Origin of the sequence: Bifidobacterium sp. SKU (assembly GCF_026016405.1) — a bacterium.
Taxonomy (GTDB): domain Bacteria; phylum Actinomycetota; class Actinomycetes; order Actinomycetales; family Bifidobacteriaceae; genus Bifidobacterium; species Bifidobacterium bifidum.
Window position 1 is genome coordinate 2110657 of the sequence record NZ_CP092890.1, and the last position, 19314, is coordinate 2129970.

The 19314-nt window shown below is 63.0% G+C and carries 17 protein-coding genes, 1 pseudogene and 1 riboswitch; of the genes and pseudogenes, 6 read left to right on the forward strand and 12 right to left on the reverse strand.

Annotated elements, in window-relative coordinates; all coding sequences use genetic code 11:
• Nucleotides 1–5 precede the first annotated feature (5 nt).
• From dnaX to MMB49_RS09020, 6 genes are all read right to left on the reverse strand, one after another.
• Nucleotides 6–2864 carry a DNA polymerase III subunit gamma/tau gene (gene dnaX / locus MMB49_RS08995; protein ID WP_047271076.1) on the reverse strand — a complete coding sequence of 953 codons (2859 nt, stop codon included), beginning with the start codon at nt 2862–2864 and terminating at the stop codon, nt 6–8.
• Nucleotides 2865–3054: 190 nt separating this feature from the next.
• Complete coding sequence (locus MMB49_RS09000) at nt 3055–4173, reverse strand: diacylglycerol/lipid kinase family protein (RefSeq protein ID WP_047271077.1); 1119 nt, start codon at nt 4171–4173, stop codon at nt 3055–3057.
• A 110-nt stretch (nt 4174–4283) separates the two neighbouring features.
• On the reverse strand, nt 4284–4631 hold the full coding sequence (locus MMB49_RS09005; RefSeq protein WP_041775417.1) for an Rv3654c family TadE-like protein: 348 nt from the start codon (nt 4629–4631) through the stop codon (nt 4284–4286).
• A gap of 324 nt (nt 4632–4955) precedes the next feature.
• The gene (locus MMB49_RS09010; RefSeq protein ID WP_047271078.1) at nt 4956–5315 is read right to left on the reverse strand and encodes a TadE family type IV pilus minor pilin; all 360 of its coding nucleotides are present in this window, start codon (nt 5313–5315) and stop codon (nt 4956–4958) included.
• A gap of 12 nt (nt 5316–5327) precedes the next feature.
• Nucleotides 5328–5561, reverse strand: coding sequence for a DUF4244 domain-containing protein (locus MMB49_RS09015; RefSeq protein ID WP_371316012.1), 234 nt, complete (start codon nt 5559–5561; stop codon nt 5328–5330).
• A gap of 261 nt (nt 5562–5822) precedes the next feature.
• Complete coding sequence (locus MMB49_RS09020) at nt 5823–6170, reverse strand: hypothetical protein (protein WP_229041920.1); 348 nt, start codon at nt 6168–6170, stop codon at nt 5823–5825.
• Nucleotides 6171–6195: 25 nt separating this feature from the next.
• Here MMB49_RS09020 and MMB49_RS09025 point away from each other — a divergent pair, with 25 nt between their 5' ends.
• Nucleotides 6196–6471: a hypothetical protein gene (locus tag MMB49_RS09025; protein ID WP_013363996.1), complete on the forward strand. Its 276-nt coding sequence runs from the start codon at nt 6196–6198 to the stop codon at nt 6469–6471.
• Here MMB49_RS09025 and MMB49_RS09030 read toward each other — a convergent pair.
• The 3 genes from MMB49_RS09030 to MMB49_RS09040 are packed head-to-tail and all read right to left on the reverse strand — an operon-like array spanning nt 6402 to nt 8942.
• The gene (locus tag MMB49_RS09030) at nt 6402–7094 is read right to left on the reverse strand and encodes a type II secretion system F family protein (RefSeq protein ID WP_013363997.1); all 693 of its coding nucleotides are present in this window, start codon (nt 7092–7094) and stop codon (nt 6402–6404) included. The genes MMB49_RS09025 and MMB49_RS09030 overlap by 70 nt on opposite strands.
• Before the next feature lie 37 nt (nt 7095–7131).
• Nucleotides 7132–8127 carry a CpaF family protein gene (locus MMB49_RS09035; protein ID WP_047271081.1) on the reverse strand — a complete coding sequence of 332 codons (996 nt, stop codon included), beginning with the start codon at nt 8125–8127 and terminating at the stop codon, nt 7132–7134.
• On the reverse strand, nt 8124–8942 hold the full coding sequence (locus MMB49_RS09040; protein WP_225841060.1) for a septum site-determining protein minD, TadZ-like protein: 819 nt from the start codon (nt 8940–8942) through the stop codon (nt 8124–8126). The genes MMB49_RS09035 and MMB49_RS09040 overlap by 4 nt, the downstream gene beginning before the upstream one ends.
• Nucleotides 8943–10433: 1491 nt before the next feature.
• Here MMB49_RS09040 and MMB49_RS09045 point away from each other — a divergent pair.
• The 4 genes from MMB49_RS09045 to MMB49_RS09060 all read left to right on the forward strand — a co-directional run bounded on the left by MMB49_RS09045 (nt 10434) and on the right by MMB49_RS09060 (nt 15401).
• Nucleotides 10434–12671, forward strand: coding sequence for an RNA degradosome polyphosphate kinase (locus tag MMB49_RS09045; protein WP_003814112.1), 2238 nt, complete (start codon nt 10434–10436; stop codon nt 12669–12671).
• 261 nt (nt 12672–12932) lie between these two features.
• Complete coding sequence (locus MMB49_RS09050; protein WP_003816076.1) at nt 12933–13955, forward strand: NUDIX hydrolase; 1023 nt, start codon at nt 12933–12935, stop codon at nt 13953–13955.
• A gap of 1 nt (nt 13956) precedes the next feature.
• Nucleotides 13957–14697, forward strand: a complete 741-nt coding sequence (locus MMB49_RS09055; protein ID WP_014760749.1) for a hypothetical protein — start codon at nt 13957–13959, stop codon at nt 14695–14697.
• 500 nt (nt 14698–15197) lie between these two features.
• The gene (locus MMB49_RS09060; RefSeq protein WP_226800919.1) at nt 15198–15401 is read left to right on the forward strand and encodes a hypothetical protein; all 204 of its coding nucleotides are present in this window, start codon (nt 15198–15200) and stop codon (nt 15399–15401) included.
• A gap of 84 nt (nt 15402–15485) precedes the next feature.
• Here the strand turns inward: MMB49_RS09060 and MMB49_RS09065 are convergent, their stop codons facing one another.
• The 3 genes and pseudogenes from MMB49_RS09065 to MMB49_RS09565 all read right to left on the reverse strand — a co-directional run.
• Nucleotides 15486–16541 carry a glycosyltransferase family 2 protein gene (locus MMB49_RS09065; RefSeq protein WP_003816072.1) on the reverse strand — a complete coding sequence of 352 codons (1056 nt, stop codon included), beginning with the start codon at nt 16539–16541 and terminating at the stop codon, nt 15486–15488.
• Between the two features lie 155 nt (nt 16542–16696).
• Nucleotides 16697–18505 carry a zinc ribbon domain-containing protein gene (locus MMB49_RS09070; RefSeq protein ID WP_229940997.1) on the reverse strand — a complete coding sequence of 603 codons (1809 nt, stop codon included), beginning with the start codon at nt 18503–18505 and terminating at the stop codon, nt 16697–16699.
• A gap of 69 nt (nt 18506–18574) precedes the next feature.
• Nucleotides 18575–18652, reverse strand: a pseudogene (locus MMB49_RS09565) (hypothetical protein); the annotation flags it as partial.
• 78 nt (nt 18653–18730) lie between these two features.
• A riboswitch (TPP riboswitch) is annotated at nt 18731–18829 on the forward strand.
• Between the two features lie 269 nt (nt 18830–19098).
• On the opposite strand from MMB49_RS09565, the gene thiS reads away from it, so the two are divergent.
• Nucleotides 19099–19293 carry a sulfur carrier protein ThiS gene (gene thiS / locus MMB49_RS09075; RefSeq protein WP_003814099.1) on the forward strand — a complete coding sequence of 65 codons (195 nt, stop codon included), beginning with the start codon at nt 19099–19101 and terminating at the stop codon, nt 19291–19293.
• The last annotated feature ends 21 nt before the right edge of the window (nt 19294–19314 follow it).

The following is a 19314-nucleotide window of genomic DNA, read 5'->3' on the forward strand; positions in this document are numbered from 1 at the left end:
TGTGCTCACTCCGAATCATGTTTGTTGACGTGCTGGATGTTCCTGGGGTTCTTGGGGTCGTCGGGGCCGTATTCCTCCACCGGCTTGACGACTTCGAAGAACTGCTTGACGTCGTCGAGACTCATCGTCTCGGGCGAGCCAAGTGAAACGTCATTCATCGAATATTCGTCGTCTTCCGGTGCCACGGTCGGCATGGGAATGTCCTCCTGCGCATACGGGTCGGCTCCGGCGAACGGATCGGTGTCGTCATACGCAGGGCGGGATGCTCTCTGACCGGCCGCGGCACCGGGAGTCTGCTGCAGATGCGTCGTTCCCGGTTCGACTCCGGGGTTTTCCGGGCGCCCGGGTGCAGCCAAGTCGTCGGAAGGCCCTTGGAGAGCTGCCGGGGAGTCTGCGCTTGGCGCGGCGATGCTCGACGAAGCGGAAGCGACTGATGACGGCATGCCAGCCCAGGGGTCTTCCGCGGACATGGACTCCGGCACGGCGGTGGGGCCAGGGTTGGTGCGCTCGGAGTCCTCTCGCGACTGTGACTGCGCATGGGCAACGTTCTGAGGTGTGCCGGGCGCGTCGCCACCGCGTACACCGTCAACGGGCATACTGTTACCGCCGTCGTTGGCCCACGGGTCGGTGTCGTCGCTCAAATCCGGCACGACGATGTGTTTCGCGTGATGGCCCTCATCTTGCGGAGCATTCCGTGAAACATCCCGTGAAACATTGTGAGACGCACCGTCAGTCGGTGACCAAGCGTCGCCAGCCCCCGCTTCCGGGAGCGCCCACGGATCCACTGCCGACTGCGCGTCCGCACGCGAGGTATCCTGTGCGACCGCCCGGTTATTGTCGCGGTCATGAGCCACTGTCGCGTCCGGCGCGTCGGGTACGGCTCGATGGACTTCGTCCGCATCGGCCGATGCGGTGTCGCCGCTTTCGGGAGGAGTCTGCGGCTCCTTGGCATTGTTGCCGACGCTCATCGCCCCCAATGATGCGCTGAGACTCACTTTGACGATCTGGGCACTGATGCGCTGCTGCTCGTCTGCCGGCAGCTGGCCGAACGGCGGCGCGACCTGCCCGTCGGCCATCTTCTTGGTGGGCGCGAGCTGCACTTTGTCGCCGAACGCCTTGCGGGTCTCAGCGCGCATGATCTGCACCACGTTGCGGGTTCCGCCGACTTCCTCACCAGCGACGGCCTTCGCGAAGGCATACTTGCTCAGCGCCTTGTCGAACTTGATCCACAACGTGCCTTTTCCGCCTGGCTCGTGCTGTTCCAAGTGGATGCGCGGCACCTTGCTGCGGTTCACGTACGCGGCGACGTCCGCCGGCAATCCGGCGACCAGTGCATCCCAGCGCTCGTCCGGCGTGCGGTCGTCGCCCTGCGGAGAGGATTGCGCGGCTGTCGGCTCACCGGCCGGCGGTACTCGAGAGGCGGACGGTGCTTGAGCGACGGGAGACGAGGCACCGGCTTGCGCATCCGCTGTTGCAGGCGCTTCCGCCATAGTGGGCGCTTCCGTCTGGAGTGCGCGATCAGGTTGGGTGCCGGCGGTTCGGCTTGGTGACGTATTCGTCTGGCTTGCCGCCGATTGGCGAGCGTCCGTCTGCTGGTTGCGAGCGGATCCGATGAATCCTCCCCTGCGCGGAGTCGTCCCGCCTGACCGGCTCTCGGCGATGCCACCTGTTCGCGCATTCACTCCTGCAGCTCCGCGGCCAGTACCTGCAGAGTCCGCCCCGGGCGCAGTGCCGCCCGCGGCCGGCGCGACATCCAGTCCCTCTCGCCCGGCAAGTAAGCGCGCGGCGAGCAATTCGAGCCGCATGCGCGGAGAAATCGCCCCGGTCATAGACCCCAGGGTGGTATTGATGGTTTCTGCCATCGACGTCAACGCACCCAAGCCAAGCGACGACGCCTGCCTACGCAGGTCGTCCATGTCCTCGGCCTCGGCAGCATCGGAAAGCACGCTTTCTGCCTGAGCGCCGCCCAATGTCAGCACCAGCAGATCACGCACCCGCGCCAGCAGATCCTCGACGAACCGACGCGGGTCGAATCCTCCCACCACGACTTTCTGCACCACGCCATACAGCGCTTCGCCGTTACGCGCGATGACGGCGTCCACGGCCTCGCCGATCAGCGCCTCCGGCGTGAAGCCGAGCAGCGCCACGGCGGCGTCGTGGGCGATCACGCCGTCAACCGCGCCGACCATCAACTGATCGAGCACCGACAGGGTGTCACGCACCGAACCGCCGCCGGCGCGCATCGCCAGCTTGAGCACGCCGGGTTCCGGCTTGATGCTTTCCTTGGCGCAAATCTCCTCCAGATACGGTCCCATGACCTCCTGGGGAACCAGCCGGAACGGGTAATGATGGGTACGCGAACGGATGGTGCCGATCACCTTGTCGGGTTCGGTGGTCGCGAAGATGAACATCACATGGTCCGGCGGTTCCTCGACAATCTTCAGCAACGCGTTGAAACCCTGCTGGGTGACCATGTGCGCCTCGTCAAGAATGAAAATCTTATAGCGATCCCGAGCGGGGGCGAATCCGGCGCGCTCTCGCAGTTCACGGGCGTCGTCGACGCCATTGTGACTGGCCGCGTCGATTTCCACCACGTCGATGGAACCTGGACCGCCAGTGGCGAGGTCCTTGCAACTGGCGCATTCCCCGCATGGATGCGAGGTCGGCCCCTTGGCGCAGTTGATGCACCGCGCGAGGATACGCGCGGAACTGGTCTTACCGCAGCCACGCGGCCCGGAAAACAGGTACGCATGCGTGAGCTTGCCGCTGTCGAGGGCCCGCATCAGCGGAACAGTGACCTGATCCTGACCGATGACCCCCTCAAACGTGTCCGGTCGATAACGTCGATACAGTGCAAGTGCCATAAGCTCCAACCTATCGCAACCCGGCTATTTCCGGGTGTCTTTCCCTATTGTCCCCATTACTTGCGCACGCATCGGGGGCTTGCCCAGATGGTGCCGCCGCAGCGACGTTTGCGGACTCGTCAACGTCAATCGTTGGCCTGTCGGCCGAAAGCCGCCGGACAGGCAGGCTCCGCTCAGGCGGACTCGCCGGTCAGATGAATTCGCCGGTCACCGGGTCACGCCCGTCGCGCTCGATCGCCGCCATGATATGCTCCTCGCTCCGGCTGTCATGCCAGTGGGCGACCGCAGGCGGGACCAATACGCGCAACGCCTTGGCCTGCGCGGTGACGGTCACCGGAAGATGCCCGACGTACTCCCCATCGGCCATCAGCACCGGAGGCTCGTCTCCCTCGTGGGCGCGGGTTATCTTCACCTGGCGCACACGCTTCCAGCTGAATATCTGGCTGGCGAGCAACCTCCCGTTATAGGCGTTGGACAGCGCTTTGGCGCATTGGCCGACATTCGGCTTGCAGTTCAGCCACACCAGATCCAGCATTCCGTCATCAAGCAAGGAGTATGGAGACACCTCCAGTCCGCCTCCGATGTACCGTGCATTGGCGACTGTGAGCAGAGGAGCGATGATGTCGTGTTCCTCCACCGTGCCGTCCGACAGCGTGGCCTTGACGTGATAGCCGTACTGTTTCATGCGTGCAATCTCCACCAGCACCGCCGCAGCGTATCGCGCTGACCCTCCGGGAAGGCGCGAATGGTTGGCCCGATCGTTGATGCTTGCGTCAAGCCCACAATTAAGCATCCCCGCATAGTATCGGTCGATCAGCCCGTTCACTGGGCGGCCTTCCTCATCCACCACGGGCTCACCGGACTCGCCATGCACCATGCAGGCGATCTCCGTCGAGCGCACGCGTCCCATATCGACATCCAGATAGGTGCCGCATGCGATGGCGCCGACGATGCCTTCCACCGCGGTTTTGACCCGGTTGACGGGCAGTTTCAGACCTCGCGCGAAATCATTGCCCGAACCGACCGCCACAATGCCGAGCGGGATGCCACTGCCGCAGACGGCGTTGGCCCCCAAGGCGATCATGCCGTCGCCGCCTACGACCACCAAGTAGTCGTATAGGGCGCGGTTCTCGCGAGCGGCCGTCAGCGAATCATCAAAGCTGGTGCCGGTCAGATCCATTACGTCGAATCCATGCCGCTGTCCGGCTTCGGCCAGCATCGTGAATACCTGTTCGCCCACGACGGCACCCCACCCCTTGTTTGAGACGGGATTGCCGATCAACGCCACCATTGTCTTCGCTTCGCCCATACGTCAAACATAATGCATCAACGGCATTCCCCGCCAGTACAGGCTCCGCAATCGGTCTCGGCATCGGCATCAATGCTGTCTGCCCACACCCGCCGCGAGTGGCCCATCGACTATTCACAGCTGATGGGCCCGGCGCGGGAACGCTGGCTGACACGTGACATGAATGGCAGACGCAACGGCACGGACACCGTCACGACGATGTCATCTCCCTCGACGACGCACGACTCCAGTTGCGCGTCATTCTCTGCCGCGGCACGCCGCCCTACGGCACACGGATCGGATGCGCCACCAGACCAGTACGCCGACGCCGCCGACAATGCCGTGGCATCGGCAGCGCTCCGCGCACGCGACCGGCAGAGCAGCGCACCTCCGACCGACGCGACGGTCGCTATCAGTGCGGCCGCGAGCGCGATCAGCATCACGCAGGCCATCGTTCCCGACCCTTCATCGGATTGCATCAGCCGCGAGCAATAGGCTCGCACGGGCGATGGTCTCCTAGGTTGAATTCGTTGCGCCATCGTGTTTTCCTTTCGTCGCTATTCCACCGCATCAGAGGCAAGCTGCGCAGGGGAGCTTGACCACCCCAGCAACTGCGCGACAGCCTCCGCCAGCGGGAGGGCAAGACGGCACAGTCGCTCCACGACAGCCCTCCGGGCCCTGCAATTACAGACATGCTACGCATGCCGCCCATTGGGTTCACTGACGTTCACCCCTCGCCTACAAACAGCTCTGCTGTTTGCTCACGGCTCGGCCCGCCAGCGAGGGCAAGACGGACTTAGGCATCACCGCCATCCTGTGGCCGAGCCGGTTACTTTGACGGGTAGAACGCCGAATGGATCCGGCAGCACGGGGCATTGCGCCGTCACGCGTATCGAATGACCATCATCAGCGACCGACGCCACCGCGCCTTCGCCCGCGATACCACTCGCCACGGCGTTGACGGACATCCCCGCTCCCGATAGGCCGCCTTCCCTCGTCACCAGTTCGCGAACTACGGCCGACGCGGCATCCTGGCATCGCATGGACACCGTGACCGTTCTCGTCAGGCAGAGCAACACCATCGCCACCATGGCCACAGCGGGAAGCACCACCGCGAACTCCGCAGTGACGGCTCCCCTGTCAGCATGTGACATCGTCGCCATCGTGAATGCCCGTCATCCCACACTCAATGACTTCTTGACGATGTTGGTCAGCAACGTCTTGATGGTGTCCGATTTGAGCAACGCGACCAGCACGGCCGCGAAGCCTGTGGCTGCGACCAGCACCACCGCGTACTCCGCGGTGGTGGCCCCTTCCTCTGGCTCCGCGCTCAACGTGCGCAGCCGTGCATCCAACAGGCAAATGCCCCGCCGCGCCGACGCCCCCATGTTGCCCACCGTACGTGTCATCGCCGCAATAGGCCCGGTACGTCCGTCAATGGCAATCATCGTCTCCTCGATATTCATGACAATCCTTTCTCGACTGACCTTGCCCAACTACAAGGCACTTTCCACTGTGCCTCATCAGGCCCGCCCACCATCGGGTTTTCGGGCAATGTGGTCGAAGGCTGCCGAGTTATCCACAATGCGGCGTGTCATCCACACATTATGTGGATGACAGATGGCCGTGCAGCATTCTTCACCGACCATCGGGCGGCGTCGCCACCAAGTTCATCCCACGAACGCCATCACCGAGGGGAGTATGCCTAGAAACACGAACGCCGGCAGCATGCACAATCCCGTGGGCAGCAGCAGTTTCACCGACAGAGACGCCGACTCCTGCTCGATCGCGGTTCGCTCGCCTTCCATCCACTGCTCCGAAGCCGTCGTCAGACGGCCGATCGGCGAAACACCACGAGTCCACGATGGCTCCAACGCGCCACGAAGGATTGCCGAAGTCTCCGCATAATCACCGAAATCGGCGGCATTCCAAGCATCCTTCCATGACGATCCGCGGTGCAGAGCGTCCGCAACCGCACACAGCCCGCCGCCAAGAGCCCCTCCGACAGCCTCACCCACGCCCTCCAGAGAACGCGTGACAGACATGCCTGACCGCAGCGACACCGACAACAGTCCAATCAGCAACGGCAACGACACAGCAGCACCCCCTTCTCCCGCAACATCGGACGACACGCCAGTCAAGCGGCCCGACCGTGCCGAGTCCGGCCATATCATCGATGCCATCAACACCATGACGGCGCACGCCATCGCGTTCCACATCACCCCACCCCTTAATGTTCATGACGGCAATCAGACGGTATCAACGTTCGTGCCGGTGTTCCGCATCATCGATGACATCCACAGCAGTCCCAGCGCGTAGCCTGCGCCGCCCACCGCCAGGCACGCATTGCCCTGCGCGGAGCCGAACAGTACCTGCACCGGGCGAGCGCCCAGCAGCTCTCCCAAACCTATGGTGACCAACGGCAACGCGCCCAACAGCGCCGCCGTCGCGCGCGGAACCGCGAAAGCACTGCGTCGGGAATCATGCAACAGCCTGGAAATCCGATGGTTCTCGCCGACCACATCCAGACAATCGGCAAGGGAGCATCCTGACCGCTCGCACATCGCACAGGCCACGGCGAGTTCGAAGGCGACATGTTCGGCCTGGGCGGCGCTCTCCCCCGGCATTCGCTGTCGCATCAGCAGCCGTTTCAACCGGCTTGCGGTCAACGGCACCCCTGCGAATCCGCTCCCGTCGACATCGGCAAGAACATCTGAGATCATGCCGCCGGCCCGAACAGACGAACTCATATGCGCGATCACGCCGGACAGCCCCATCACACGGCCATTACGGACGGCATCACCGGCACCGGTCTTTCGCCCTGCTCGCGGCACCCTCGAAGAGACCGGCAACAGGGCACGGCCGCGAGGGGCATACGGCCACAGCATCCATGCCAGCACGACCATCAGCGCGACGCATCGCGGCAACCCACCCACGCTCATATGTCTCACCTCACATGCCTCATTCACATGATCCATCTCACATGCCCCATCGCCCGGTGAAATCATGCCAGCGCGGGCATGGCATCATGGCGCCCTCACCGTCCCACAACGCCACCACGTCGCCGGACAACACTCCGTCGCGCATGCCGAGGCACCCGATCTGAGCGATTCTCCGGCGACCATGATGCCGCTCAAGATGCAGCATCACGTCGAACGCCCCCTCCGCCAGCATCGTCAACGTATGCGCGTCAAGGCCGGCCAGCATGCCCAGCGCGATCAATCGCGCCGGCACCCGGTCAATGCCATCTGCGTGCAATGTGGTCATACCGCCAAGGTGGCCCGAATTGAACGCGCGCAGCAGATCGGCGATTTCCTCGCCACGGCATTCGCCCAGTATCACCCGATCCGGTCTCATGCGCAGGGTCGCCTTGACCAGCTCCGGCAGTCCTACGGCTCCGGCGCCTTCCACATTCGCCCCTCTCACCACCATCGACACATGGTTGCCGCGTCCGAGATCCCCCAATTCCCGAACCTCCTCAACGGTGACGATACGGTCCAATGAATCGCATTCCGCAAGCAGCGCTTTCAGCAGCGTGGTTTTGCCGCTGCCCGTGCCGCCGCTAATCAGCACTCGAGCCCGGTTCTTCACCAGATTCCGCAGCAACGTCAACCAGTCCGGCGGGAACATCCCAGCATCACGCAATCCGGTCAATCCGAGCAACCGCCGATCCGGAAAACGAATCGTCACCGCCGCGCCCTGCGCGACCAGTGGCGCGATCACCGCGTGCACGCGAATCCCGTCCTCGCTCGACGCGTCCGCAATCGGGCAGGCGTCGTCAAGACGCCGTCCCAATTGCGCACACAGCCGCACCGCATATTCACGCACTATTCGCGGCGTGCGCAACGGCATAGGCAACCGGCACTCCGTCATTCCTCCGCCTCGGTCCGCCCACACCCTTCCCTCGCAGGTGATCGCGACATCGGTGACCGTTGGATCGCGTGCCAGCGCACCCAACGGCCCAAATTCAATCATGGGACATCACCTCCCAACCCCGTCTCGATGGCACCGACGACTGCATCCACCGCCTTGCGGCTGCTCTTGCCGATAGCCCGGATGCCCAGCCCCTCCAGCACATCGCCATGCAGCCCGCGGTCCGGAGCCACCACCCCGGCCAGCTCCTCATGCAGATACTCCGATGCCTCGTGCGCGTCGACCACGCCGCCGCGGCGCGACAGTCCGCGGGGCACGACACCGACCATAATCGGGCGCGACTCCCCTTGCCGTATCATCATCGCCCTCGCCGCCCGAGCACGCGCCAGACCGAGCACCGTCAGCTCGGCCAATACCACCTGGCGGCACTGTCGCAGCATCGGCAGCGAATGCAACGCGCTCGGAGCCCCGATATCGACGACCACCACATCATTGGCCTGCGCCAGCGCCTCAAGTACGGCAGAGACCGTCCATGGCTCAGGATCCGAACCGTTCCAAGGTTGACTGGCGAGCACCCCCACGCGCTCCCATTGCGGCAACTCGCCATTCAGCGCCGCACCTTCCGTTTTCCCGAGTGGTATATCGACTGTTTGAAATCGCAGGCCCGGCTCGTTTTCGATGCCCAGCAGCACGTCGATGCCTCCGGCCGCGAAATCGCAGTCGACCAGTGCGCACTGCAACTTGCGCTGGGCCAAGCGCCATGCGACCATCGCCGCGAACACGCTGGTTCCCGCTCCCCCGGACGCGGAAGAGAACACCACTGTATTACGGCATCCTGCATGCGTCAGCGTGCCGATCGACTGATTGCCGTCCACGGATGAGACTGGGCTCGGGCATACGACTCGCGGCATGGTCATGGGCTTGCGCGCACGCATCCGATGGCTTGCAGCATCCGAGTCAAGCCGGGAAACCTGCGCAGCCGGCCTTCGCCAAGCGTCCGGGGAGGCCCGGCGAGGCGGCATGGGAACCTGCCGCGACGCCGCTGCACCCGGCGGAGCGGCGGCGCCAATCTTCTGAACTGTAACGTTGTGTGTCATATTCCGATTGAAACGAATAGCGCCGCAGCGGCGCAACGTGAGGCGACAATGTGGTCGAAGGCCCGCGACTTATCCACATCACGGCGTGTTATCCACAGTTTTTGTGGACAGACGACGCCTAGATGGGCATATTCGCGTGATATGGAACCGTCTCCACTTAGCATCCAGTCGAAAGCACCCGGCAGCGGAGTCGGGAAGAATCCGAGCCAACCTCTCTGCAACCTTCGCCCGTGCGCATCTCGCCGAACGTCGCATACCCCGCGCTCACGAACGCCCATCGCGCCTCCGATCATCTCTGCCGGTCAGTCGGTCACGGCAAACATTGACCAGAACCCACCCGCCCGTCATAACCACCGGCGTGCCACACCAGAGGAAAAACACACAAAAAATGCATTGTGTGGCTTTTCCGCAGGCCTCACAATGAAATGTGAACCCTCACATCGCATGGTGTGGTACAGCACAAATCATGAGAACCGCCATTTTCCAACAATCCCAGAAGCACCCCAATATCCTCCCCGGCCACACCAGCCCCAAAACCGCATAAAATCACGTGGTGTGGTACAGCCCGCCGCCAACTGCCGTCCGCCACCACCATCGCCACCGCAACACGGGCCGAAATCGCCGCAATCCGCGATTCGGCGAAAAATATCGTTTCGAAGGCCAAAGCCCGGTGATTGCGAGTTCGGCGCCAGAAAAGGCCGGGCCGAACGATCACGCTGCCCCATTAACACACCGGCAATGCACCCGGGTAAGGCACACTTTTGACCACTTAACCCAATGATTGCACACAGGAAGTCACGCGGAACAGCAGGAGCCAACGGTCCGCCCCCCAACCCGAGCCAAGCCCACCCTCGCCATTAGACCGCCGCACATGGAAAAACCCGCCGGAGCGGGTTTTTCCTGCAAGTCCATCTTGAGCAGATCGCTGCACAACCTCATCGTCGTAACGGTAAGTCTTTCCATTGCCCGTTCAACGTAACAGTCCTTCGTGACCATACACTATTGTGGGCCTGCTCTTAAGTTGTCCTTGCACTTCATAATCTAGGCGCAACACCGCGATACCGCAACTCACCCAACTACGTTGTGCGATTTTTTGCGCAAGTGTTCGATACCGCTCAATTATGACGGAAAACTGTCACCTCATGTTCCTATCGGACGGGTTCGTTGTTCACTTGTGTGCGGAACCGACGACCCATCGGCGTGTCGCCGTACCATCACCCGACACCCCATCCGTACGAAAATGGTAAACAACCGCTGAATTTCTTACACGCCGCATAGGAAACTGCCATATTCTCGCATAAAGTTATATACATGGCACAAACATTTGACGCACCTTCAAAGGCTATCCTGCGCAGCCAAATCGCCGAGCACATAGCCGAGACAGACAAACCCGACAAGCGCGAGCCGCAAGCCGGCGAAGAGCCGCTGCCCGCGGATCGCTATTTCGACCGAGAACTCAGCTGGCTGAAGTTCAACCAGCGAGTCCTCGAACTCGCCGAGGACGAAGACCAGCCGCTGCTGGAACGCTGCAATTTCGCCGCGATCTTCGCCTCCAACCTCGATGAATTCTTCATGGTCCGCGTCGCCGGCCTCAAGCGCCGTATCGACACCGGCATCGCCGTCACCGCGGCCAGCGGCCTGAGCCCCCGCCAGCAGCTGCGTGCCATCAGCGAGCAGGCGCACCGCTTGCAGAACGAGCACGCGCACTACGTCACCGAGAAGCTGCTCCCCGCCCTCGCTGACGAGCACATCGTGCTGCTCAGCTGGGATCGGCTCACTACCACCGAGCAGGAACGTCTCTCGCGCTACTACCGCCAGCAGGTCTTCCCCGTGCTCACGCCGCTCGCCGTCGACCCCGCGCACCCGTTCCCCTACATTTCCGGCAACTCGCTGAACCTCGCGGTGCTGGTGGAGAACCCGAACTCCGGCAAATCCCACTTCGCCCGCGTGAAGATCCCCGGCAACATGCCCCGCCTCGTCCCCGTCGACGACCTGACCGACGAGGAGAGCCGCGAGGAGCGCTTCGGGTTCATCACGATGGAGAACCTCATCATCGCGCACCTCGAATCCCTGTTCCCCGGCATGATCATCAAGGAGGCGCGCTCGTTCCGCGTCACCCGCAACGAGGACATCGACGTCGAAGAGGATGACGCCGAGAACCTGCTCAACGCGATGGAGAAGGAGCTGCTGCGCCGCCGCTTCGGACCGCCGATCCGCCTGGAGATCTCCGACGCGACCAGCCCGTTCCTCTCCCAGCTGCTCGCCGACCAGCTCGGCGTCAACCCGGAAGAGGTCTACCGCCTGCCCGCGCCGCTCGACTTCACCGTACTATTCGAACTGCAGTCACTCGACCGCCCGGACCTCAAGAACCGCCCGTTCATCCCGACCACGAACCGTCAGATCGCCGAAGTCGAATCGAGTCGCGCACAGGACATCTTCGCCGCGATCCGCGAGCGCGACATCCTGCTGCACCACCCCTACGATTCGTTCTCCACGTCGGTGCAGGCGTTCCTCGCCCAAGCGGCCGCCGACCCGCGCGTGCTGGCCATCAAGCAGACGCTGTACCGCACCAGCTCCAACTCGCCGATCATCGACGCGCTGATCGACGCGGCCCACGCCGGCAAGCAGGTGCTGGCGCTGGTCGAGATCAAGGCGCGCTTCGACGAGGACGCCAACATCGCCTGGGCCCGCAAGCTCGAACGCGCCGGCGTGCACGTCGTCTACGGCATCGTCGGCCTCAAGACCCACTGCAAGCTCATCGAAGTCGTCCGCCAGGAGCAGGACGGCCTCAAGCGCTACTGCCACGTGGGCACCGGCAACTACAACCCGAAGACCGCCCGCCTGTACACGGACCTCGGCCTGCTCACCTGCGACCCGGTGGTCGGTCAGGACCTGACCCGCCTGTTCAACCAGCTGAGCGGCTACGCGCCGAAGTCCAGCTTCCACCGCCTGCTGGTCGCCCCGCGCACCGTGCGTACCGGCCTGATTCAGCGCATCCGCCGCGAGGAGGACGCCGCCAAGGCCGGCAAGGAAGCCTGGATCAAAATCAAGGTCAACTCGCTCGTCGACGAGAAGACCATCGACGCGCTGTACCGCGCCAGCCAGGCCGGCGTCAAGATCGACATCGTCGAGCGCGGCATCTGCGCACTCAAGCCCGGCGTGCCCGGCATGTCCGACAACATCCGCGTGCGTTCGATCCTCGGCCGGTTCCTGGAGCACAGCCGCATCTACGCCTTCTGCAACTCCGACGGCCCGCAGATCGGCGAAGGCCCCATCTCCGGCCCGGAAGTGTGGATCGGCTCGGCCGACCTGATGCACCGCAACCTCGACCGCCGCGTCGAGGCGCTGGTCCGCGTCACCGCGCCCGAGCAGATCGACGAGCTGATTCGCTATGTGGACCTGCAGATGTCCGACTCCACGGCCTCCTGGCACATGCAGCCCGACGGCACGTACATCCATCATTCGCGCGACGACGAAGGCCGCCCGCTGGTGGACAGCCAGGAATATCTCATCCGCAAGCACCAGCGCCGCCCGCGCACCAACAACTGACATGGCACCCGGCCGGGCGCCCGATAAGGCATCCGGCACGAGCCTCGTGCACCGCATCTTCCGCAAGACAAGCGGCGCACGAGGTACAGTAGGTGCATAAGCCGATGGCCGACCCGCAAGGGCCGGCCATCGTCATTACAGACGAGAAACAACGTAGTCATGCAGCCGGTGAGGCATAATGGAAGGGTGAGTGGTGAGGTGAAAATCGTAGAAGCTGCAGGCGCGGTGCTGTATCGCCGCAATACTGATTTTCAAGGATGGATGAAGTTCTCGGACGACGGGCGGCAGACGTCCGCGGCATCCCGACTGGCCGACTTCGATACGCTTGAAGTGTGCATCGTGCACCGGCCAAAATACGACGATTGGAGCTGGCCTAAAGGCAAGCTGGAGCTCAACGAGACCCACCGCCATGCGGCGGTACGCGAGGTCAGCGAAGAGACCGGAGTGCCGGTCGCACTCGGACCGTTCCTCGGCGAAATCGAATACCCGCTTGCCGAGGAAGGCAAGAAAACCCGCCGTTCCAAGGATCGAACCGTCGACACGAAGCACATTCTCTTCTGGATGGCAAGGCCGATCGACCCCGAGGACGCCGTGCGGCGGGCCGACGCGTTCGGCCCCGTGCATCGCGCTGACGTGGGCGAGATCGACAGCGTCATGTGGGTGAGCGTGCAGCGCGCGCGGCGTATGCTCACCCATTCGACCGACCGCGATATTCTCGCGTTGTTCGTCGACCGTGTGGAGGAAGGCGCGCTGGACGGCGACATGCTGCTGCTGGTGCGTCACGGCAAGGCCGAGCCCCGCAAGCAGTGGACGGGTACCGACGACAAGCGTCCCATCACGCCGCGCGGAGCGTCGATGGCGTATTCGCTCGACCGTGAGCTCGCCTGCTACAATCCCACGCGGCTGGTCACCTCGCCGTGGCTGCGCTGCCAGCAGACCATACAGATGCTGTCATGGCAGACCGGATTGCCGCTGCATACGGCCGAACCGCTCACCGAGGACGCGTTCGCCGCCGATCCGGAAGCGGCGTGGCAGTGCTTCCACAAGGAGCTGAAAAATACGTTGCAGCGTCACAGTGCGACCGCGGTCTGCATGCATCGTCCGGTCATCGGCGGTATTTTCGGGCATCTGCGCGAACTGTGCGCGACGAAATCGCTGATGAAACGGCTGATTCCGTCCTCGCCGTACATGCCGACCGGCACCGCCATCGCGCTGTTCGTGGTACCCTGCGGTGACACCGTTTCCATCATCGACATTCAGAAGGTCACGCCACTTGTCTACTAGCATGCATCTTGGTTCAGGCTCCGTCGTTCCCAGCCGCACGGGATTCACGCCGACCGGCTCGCCGCGGCCATCGCGCCCCGGGCAGATCGACCCCGGTCTCATCGAGGGCATCGCCGGAGGCGCCGATCCCAGCGTGGTCAGCGAAATGAGTCACGCATCGGCGGCCGCTCTGCTCGACCGCGTGCATCACTCCGCTGATCCGCAGGTTGTGGAACGGGTGCTGACGCTGGTCGACCGCGAAGGCGTGGACATGATCGCCGAACTGTGGAGCCGGTCGGAACCCGACTCGCTGCCGGGCATCATGTGGCGGCTGTACACGTTGCGCTCATGGATGCGGCGCGACCGCGATCTGATCTCGCGGCTGTGGCGGCTCGGCGAACCGGTGGCGACCGCCGCGTCGGCCATCGCAGGCGTCGACCAGGCACCCACCGAAGCGGACATCACACATACGGCAGATTCGATTCTCGCAGGCGCGTTCACCGGCGATTTCGCCGTGGCTCTGGAGAGGGCGAGCGCGTTCGTCGACGTGGTGGCGCAGGGATTGCGCGTCGAAGCGCGGCACATGGTGCGGCAGGCCGAGGCCAAGGCCGGCTCCGAAACCGCGACCGCCGCAGACCTGGCCGAAGTCCATGTCATGCGCTCCCGCAGCGCCAAGCTGATGCACACCGCCGGCAATCTCATCGCCACGTCCAAGGATTTCCGCCACGGAGCGCAGCTGTGGCGTCGCGGCAAACTGGACTGAGCCGGCGCAACACGCGGACAGCGTAACAGGGCAAACCCGGATATACTGATATCCGCGTCGGGCCATGCATAGCCCCGGGCTCCATTTTTTGCCGCTGCGAGCGGCCTTTGCGCCGACAGGCGCTTTCGTGGTTCGGCGCATTCTCTTTTTCTTTCTCACCCCGTTGAATCCGCAACACGCTACTGCTGATGGGACGAGACGTACAGCAGACAGCGGAAACCGTGGGCGATGTACTGCGGCACATAATTCAGCCCCCGTCGCGCTCATGGAGTCCTCGGCACCCCATTCACCCTACGCATCGTCGGTGGCCAGCAGACCGATCGGCGACAGCTCGACTATACGGAACTGGGCATGTGGCGGAATTTCACCCACTGCGGCGTGCTGTACGCGCATGTGCCGGAGGTCGATCCGCTCACGTCGCCGCCTGCGCCACGGGATGCCGCAGGCGCCACGGCGGAGCCAGCAACGGCGGCTGATCCCGACATATCGGCCGAAAAGCGGTGCGCGCCCGCATCGAGGCCGCCCGCATCAAGGTGGAAAACGAACTCATCGACCACATCCGATCCCACGCGGACGCCATAGGCTTCCCCGGCGAGCTGGGAGTCAGCCGTGCCGTCAACGGCATCTGTCTGCGAGTGCTCACCACACGCGGTAATGACGCCTTCGACCTGATCAAAGACGTGTCGGATTTCGTCGTTGCGTAAAATCGCGCTCTCAAAACTCGCAGATACAGCATGAATATACGCAAAAAGTGCTTGTATCTGTGAGTTTTGAGAGCGTCCCTGACGCTATTGCCGCACCAACGGCGGCATCGGCCGCCACTTCGGGTCGTGCATCAGCTTGTGCGAGTCCCGCCATCCCTTGGCGATCTGCACCAGCCCGGTGCGCACGTGCTCGCGGTCGACCGCGACCAGGCGAATAACCTCTTTCGCCACCGTGGCGGCCGTTCCCAGGGCGAACAGCACTGGCCGGTAGTCGCCGTGCACCATGAAGTACCGGGCCATGTACCCGCGGTTGCGCAGGATGTGGTACCGGTTCATGTCCGAGGTGGAGTTCAGCTGCCGCAATCCGGCTATGTCCCAGTTGCTGATGTCGCGCGTGCGCCGCATCACCACGTCGGGCACCACAATCGAGTTGGTGACCTTGCTGGCCAGATACCCGTACATCGTGTCGTCCCAGTAGATGAAGAACCGCGGGTCGGGGAGCCCGATCTTCTCCACGATGCGCCTGCGGAACAGCCCGCCCTCGAAGCACAGCGTGTTCATCACGCGGTACCCGGCGGAGCCGAATGCGGCCGGCGCGATCGGGTTCGGGATGCCCAGCGGCACGATGAAGTTGTACTGCCAGTAGAACGGCCCGCCGTCGAAATCGAGCTTGCCGCCCTGGATCACGTCATGGTCGCGACCCCATTTCGCGAGCTTCTCGATGCCGTCAGGCAGTACGGCGACGTCGTCGTCCATCACCCAGAACCATTCCGCCCCGAGATCGTACGCGACTTTTACTCCGACGGAAAACCCACCGGCACCGCCAAGATTGTCGGTTTGCGGAGCGTACACCACACGGCTCGTGCCACCTTTGCGGTCGGCGTCCGTCGTCCCCCACAGACCGTCGGCCTTCTCCCGGAATTCGTCGACCATGTCCTGCGTCTCGTCGGAGTGTTCGTTGTCGACGATGACGATGCGCCATGGTGCGACCGTCAGCTGCGCGAATGAGGCCAGGAGTTCTTCCAGCAACTGCTGGCGCTTATATGTCACCACGATGATGGCGAGCTTGTCGAACACCGCACGGGCATCACAGGTGTGCTCGACCGTGGCTTCCCCAGTTTTGTCGTTCCTGTAAGTCATACCTTTCATTGTGACACCGTTTATGTGAAGGAAAGTGATAGTCACAGGATTGCCACCAGACAACGCCATAATGTCATGCCGACGTTTCCGGCCGTGCAGCTACCGTTCAGAGAGTATGGAGGTGGGTCATGAGGGCGGCACCGCCCGGCGCGTGGTCAGTCGCCGGAGCTGCTGTCACCGGCGCTGCCGTCGCCGCTGCTCGACCCGCTGCCGTCGGACGAGTCCGGGGCCGGCTCGCCGGGCGCCTGCCCGCGCGTGACCGTCACCGTGTTCTCGGAGCCATCCCTCCACATAATCCAGTCCACGGCCGTATGGTCGTAGTCGTCCGCGTCATCGTCCGACGGGGTCAACGTGTAGCTGCCGACCGTCTCGCCCTTCTCGTCGACGATGATGTTCTCGTCCGTGGTTTTGATGTAGAACTGCTTCAGCAGATAGTTGACTCCTTCGAACTCACCGGAGTTCAGCATCAGGCGGGCCCACCGCCCGCCGTCCAGCACCTCGGTGACCTTCAGGTCGCGCGAGAGGATAAACACACGCTTGCTGTCGCTCGACTCATCCCACTGGAAATACAGGGAACCGTCCGAGAACTGGCCGAAGTCCGTGAAGTTCACGTACTGGTCATCCTTCGTGTTGATGTTCAGCAGGTCGGTGACTTTTTTGGTCTTGCCCGTGCCTGCATCCAGAATCAGCAGCTTGTTGCCGTTATAGCTTTCGGAGGGATTGAGCACGTACTGATTCGCGCCGAACCGATACAGGCCCTGCAAGTCGCATCGGTAGGTGTCGCCGGGCGAGCAGTAGTCCGAAGGAATCTTCACGATTTCCTTGTTGCTGTCGATGGAATACAGGTGGTATGCGCTGTCCTTGACCACATATGTGTCGAACACGTGGTAATCGTCCACATCGACTTCAGTAGTGTTCAACGACTGGTATCCGCCGCTGTCCTTGCTGATGCTCACGCTGTCCTTGAACGTCTGCAAGGTCTCGGCCTGCTTCGCGCCGCCGCTCAATCCCATGATCTGCTTGTGGCCGATTTCGACCTCACGCTGATCGTCGTTGACAGTCCTCTTCTCCGTCGTCTTCCAGCTTTTCTCGATGGCGACGCGATTGTTGGATTGCGCGAGCACATCGAATTTGTAATCCTGCTGCAGGTTGATCAGGTTGTCTTCCTCGGTGCGCAGATCGATGCGATCGGACAATTCGCCGGATTTCAAATCGACCTGATGGGCGAACAGGTGCACGGTTTCCGGCGTGGTGCCGACCGCCTTGGTCTTGACCGCGTAGATCACGAACACGGCCGGGTTGGGACCGTATGTGGCGGCGACGACCGGATCGGAGTACATCTTCTCCCCGGATTTCAGAGCCGAGAAGTAGATCACCTTCGATTCGTCCATTGCCGGCGTCCAGACGCCGAACGCATATTGCCCGTCATCGGCGGATTGGCTGGAACTGCCATAGTCGGAATCGCTGCTGGAGCTCGCATCGCCGTTGGCGCAGGGCATTACGTCGGAAACCACTGCGCCGCCGTCCCACCCCCAGTCGGAGGTGTCGTAGTTGCAGACGAAGTTGGTCATGGTGACTTCGCTGACCGCTTTTTTGCCTTCGATCTGCGTCGGGGATTGCTTTTGCGTTTTCTTCGGCGTTGCATCAGTCGTGTCGCTGGTCTGCACGGGGCCCGCGGCCGCGTTCTTCTTGCCGTGAAGGATGAGGAATGCGGCAACTCCGCCGACGACGATCGCCACGACGACGATGGCCGCGATGATGGCGATGATGATCTTGCGCTTCTTGCGTTGCGCGGGCGTAAGTGGTGGCTTCTTGCCGGGTTGGGATTGCGACCCGGGCTGACCTTGGGGTGCGCTGCCGCCGTTATCCGCGGGGCCCGCTGGCTGCGGGACAGGCGGTAACGTCCCCGTACCGGGTACTGTGTTCGGGGCAAAGCCGGGCGCGGCTGTACCAGATTGAGGCACCTGCGCCCCGCTACCGGGCGCTGCGGCGGCACCGCTTGCGACCGGAATGCCGCAGTATGTGCAGAACGCCGATCCCGCCGGAATTTCATTACCACATCGAGCGCATCTGGCCATCATCGTCCCCTGTCTCTTCGTTACGACAATCATAACCAATTCGAGGGATTTTGAAAGGCCGCGAAGCCCTGCGGCCGGGCGTGATGTCACGCGGTCTGGGCTATGATGAAGGCGCAACCGAACGGGAGCCGCAAGGCTGAGAGGAAGCGACGCTTCGACCGTCAACTTGATGCGGGTAATGCCGCCGTAGGGACGAGTTGTCCAGTCACAGCGCAGCAACAATCGGCATCCGCCAACCGATGGCGGACGGTTCCCAGCCAAACGCACCGGGCATCCCGGCATATAACAGAACAGGCATAACGAAAAAACGCATGATTCGGGTCATGGAGGGGCGCACCACCTCACAGGGTACGGCTTGCTCCAGCGACCCTTTTTTCATATCGGCGGACGCCGGCGCACCCGATCGGAGATCGACCGGCAACGGCCGACAGCGCAATGTCGCCGATATGGGAATCACACCAGCGACCGAGGAGGGACACATGATCATCAACGGGCAGCAGGAGGACATCGCCACGCCGCTCAGCGTCGACGAGCTCATCGCGCGCAAGGGCCTTAACGCGGGACGCGTGGCGGTCGAGGTGAACGGTGCCATCGTGCCGCGCGACAAGCGCGCACAGACCATGCTGAGCGGCACCGACACCGTCGAAATCGTCACGTTCGTGCAGGGCGGCTGAGAGCCCGGCAAACACGCGGCA

What these genes read in the sequence shown, in the direction of transcription:
- MMB49_RS09015 (WP_371316012.1), bottom strand. Translation starts at nt 5,561, where the DNA reads ATGACACGTACGGTGGGCAACATGGGGGCGTCGGCGCGGCGGGGCATT.
- dnaX (WP_047271076.1), bottom strand. Translation starts at nt 2,864, where the DNA reads ATGGCACTTGCACTGTATCGACGTTATCGACCGGACACGTTTGAGGGG.
- MMB49_RS09005 (WP_041775417.1), bottom strand. Translation starts at nt 4,631, where the DNA reads ATGCAATCCGATGAAGGGTCGGGAACGATGGCCTGCGTGATGCTGATC.
- MMB49_RS09010 (WP_047271078.1), bottom strand. Translation starts at nt 5,315, where the DNA reads ATGGCGACGATGTCACATGCTGACAGGGGAGCCGTCACTGCGGAGTTC.
- MMB49_RS09055 (WP_014760749.1), top strand. Translation starts at nt 13,957, where the DNA reads ATGCATCTTGGTTCAGGCTCCGTCGTTCCCAGCCGCACGGGATTCACG.
- MMB49_RS09040 (WP_225841060.1), bottom strand. Translation starts at nt 8,942, where the DNA reads ATGACCATGCCGCGAGTCGTATGCCCGAGCCCAGTCTCATCCGTGGAC.
- MMB49_RS09050 (WP_003816076.1), top strand. Translation starts at nt 12,933, where the DNA reads ATGAAGTTCTCGGACGACGGGCGGCAGACGTCCGCGGCATCCCGACTG.
- MMB49_RS09000 (WP_047271077.1), bottom strand. Translation starts at nt 4,173, where the DNA reads ATGGGCGAAGCGAAGACAATGGTGGCGTTGATCGGCAATCCCGTCTCA.
- thiS (WP_003814099.1), top strand. Translation starts at nt 19,099, where the DNA reads ATGATCATCAACGGGCAGCAGGAGGACATCGCCACGCCGCTCAGCGTC.
- MMB49_RS09030 (WP_013363997.1), bottom strand. Translation starts at nt 7,094, where the DNA reads ATGAGCGTGGGTGGGTTGCCGCGATGCGTCGCGCTGATGGTCGTGCTG.
- MMB49_RS09025 (WP_013363996.1), top strand. Translation starts at nt 6,196, where the DNA reads ATGCCTGACCGCAGCGACACCGACAACAGTCCAATCAGCAACGGCAAC.
- MMB49_RS09035 (WP_047271081.1), bottom strand. Translation starts at nt 8,127, where the DNA reads ATGATTGAATTTGGGCCGTTGGGTGCGCTGGCACGCGATCCAACGGTC.
- MMB49_RS09045 (WP_003814112.1), top strand. Translation starts at nt 10,434, where the DNA reads ATGGCACAAACATTTGACGCACCTTCAAAGGCTATCCTGCGCAGCCAA.
- MMB49_RS09065 (WP_003816072.1), bottom strand. Translation starts at nt 16,541, where the DNA reads ATGACTTACAGGAACGACAAAACTGGGGAAGCCACGGTCGAGCACACC.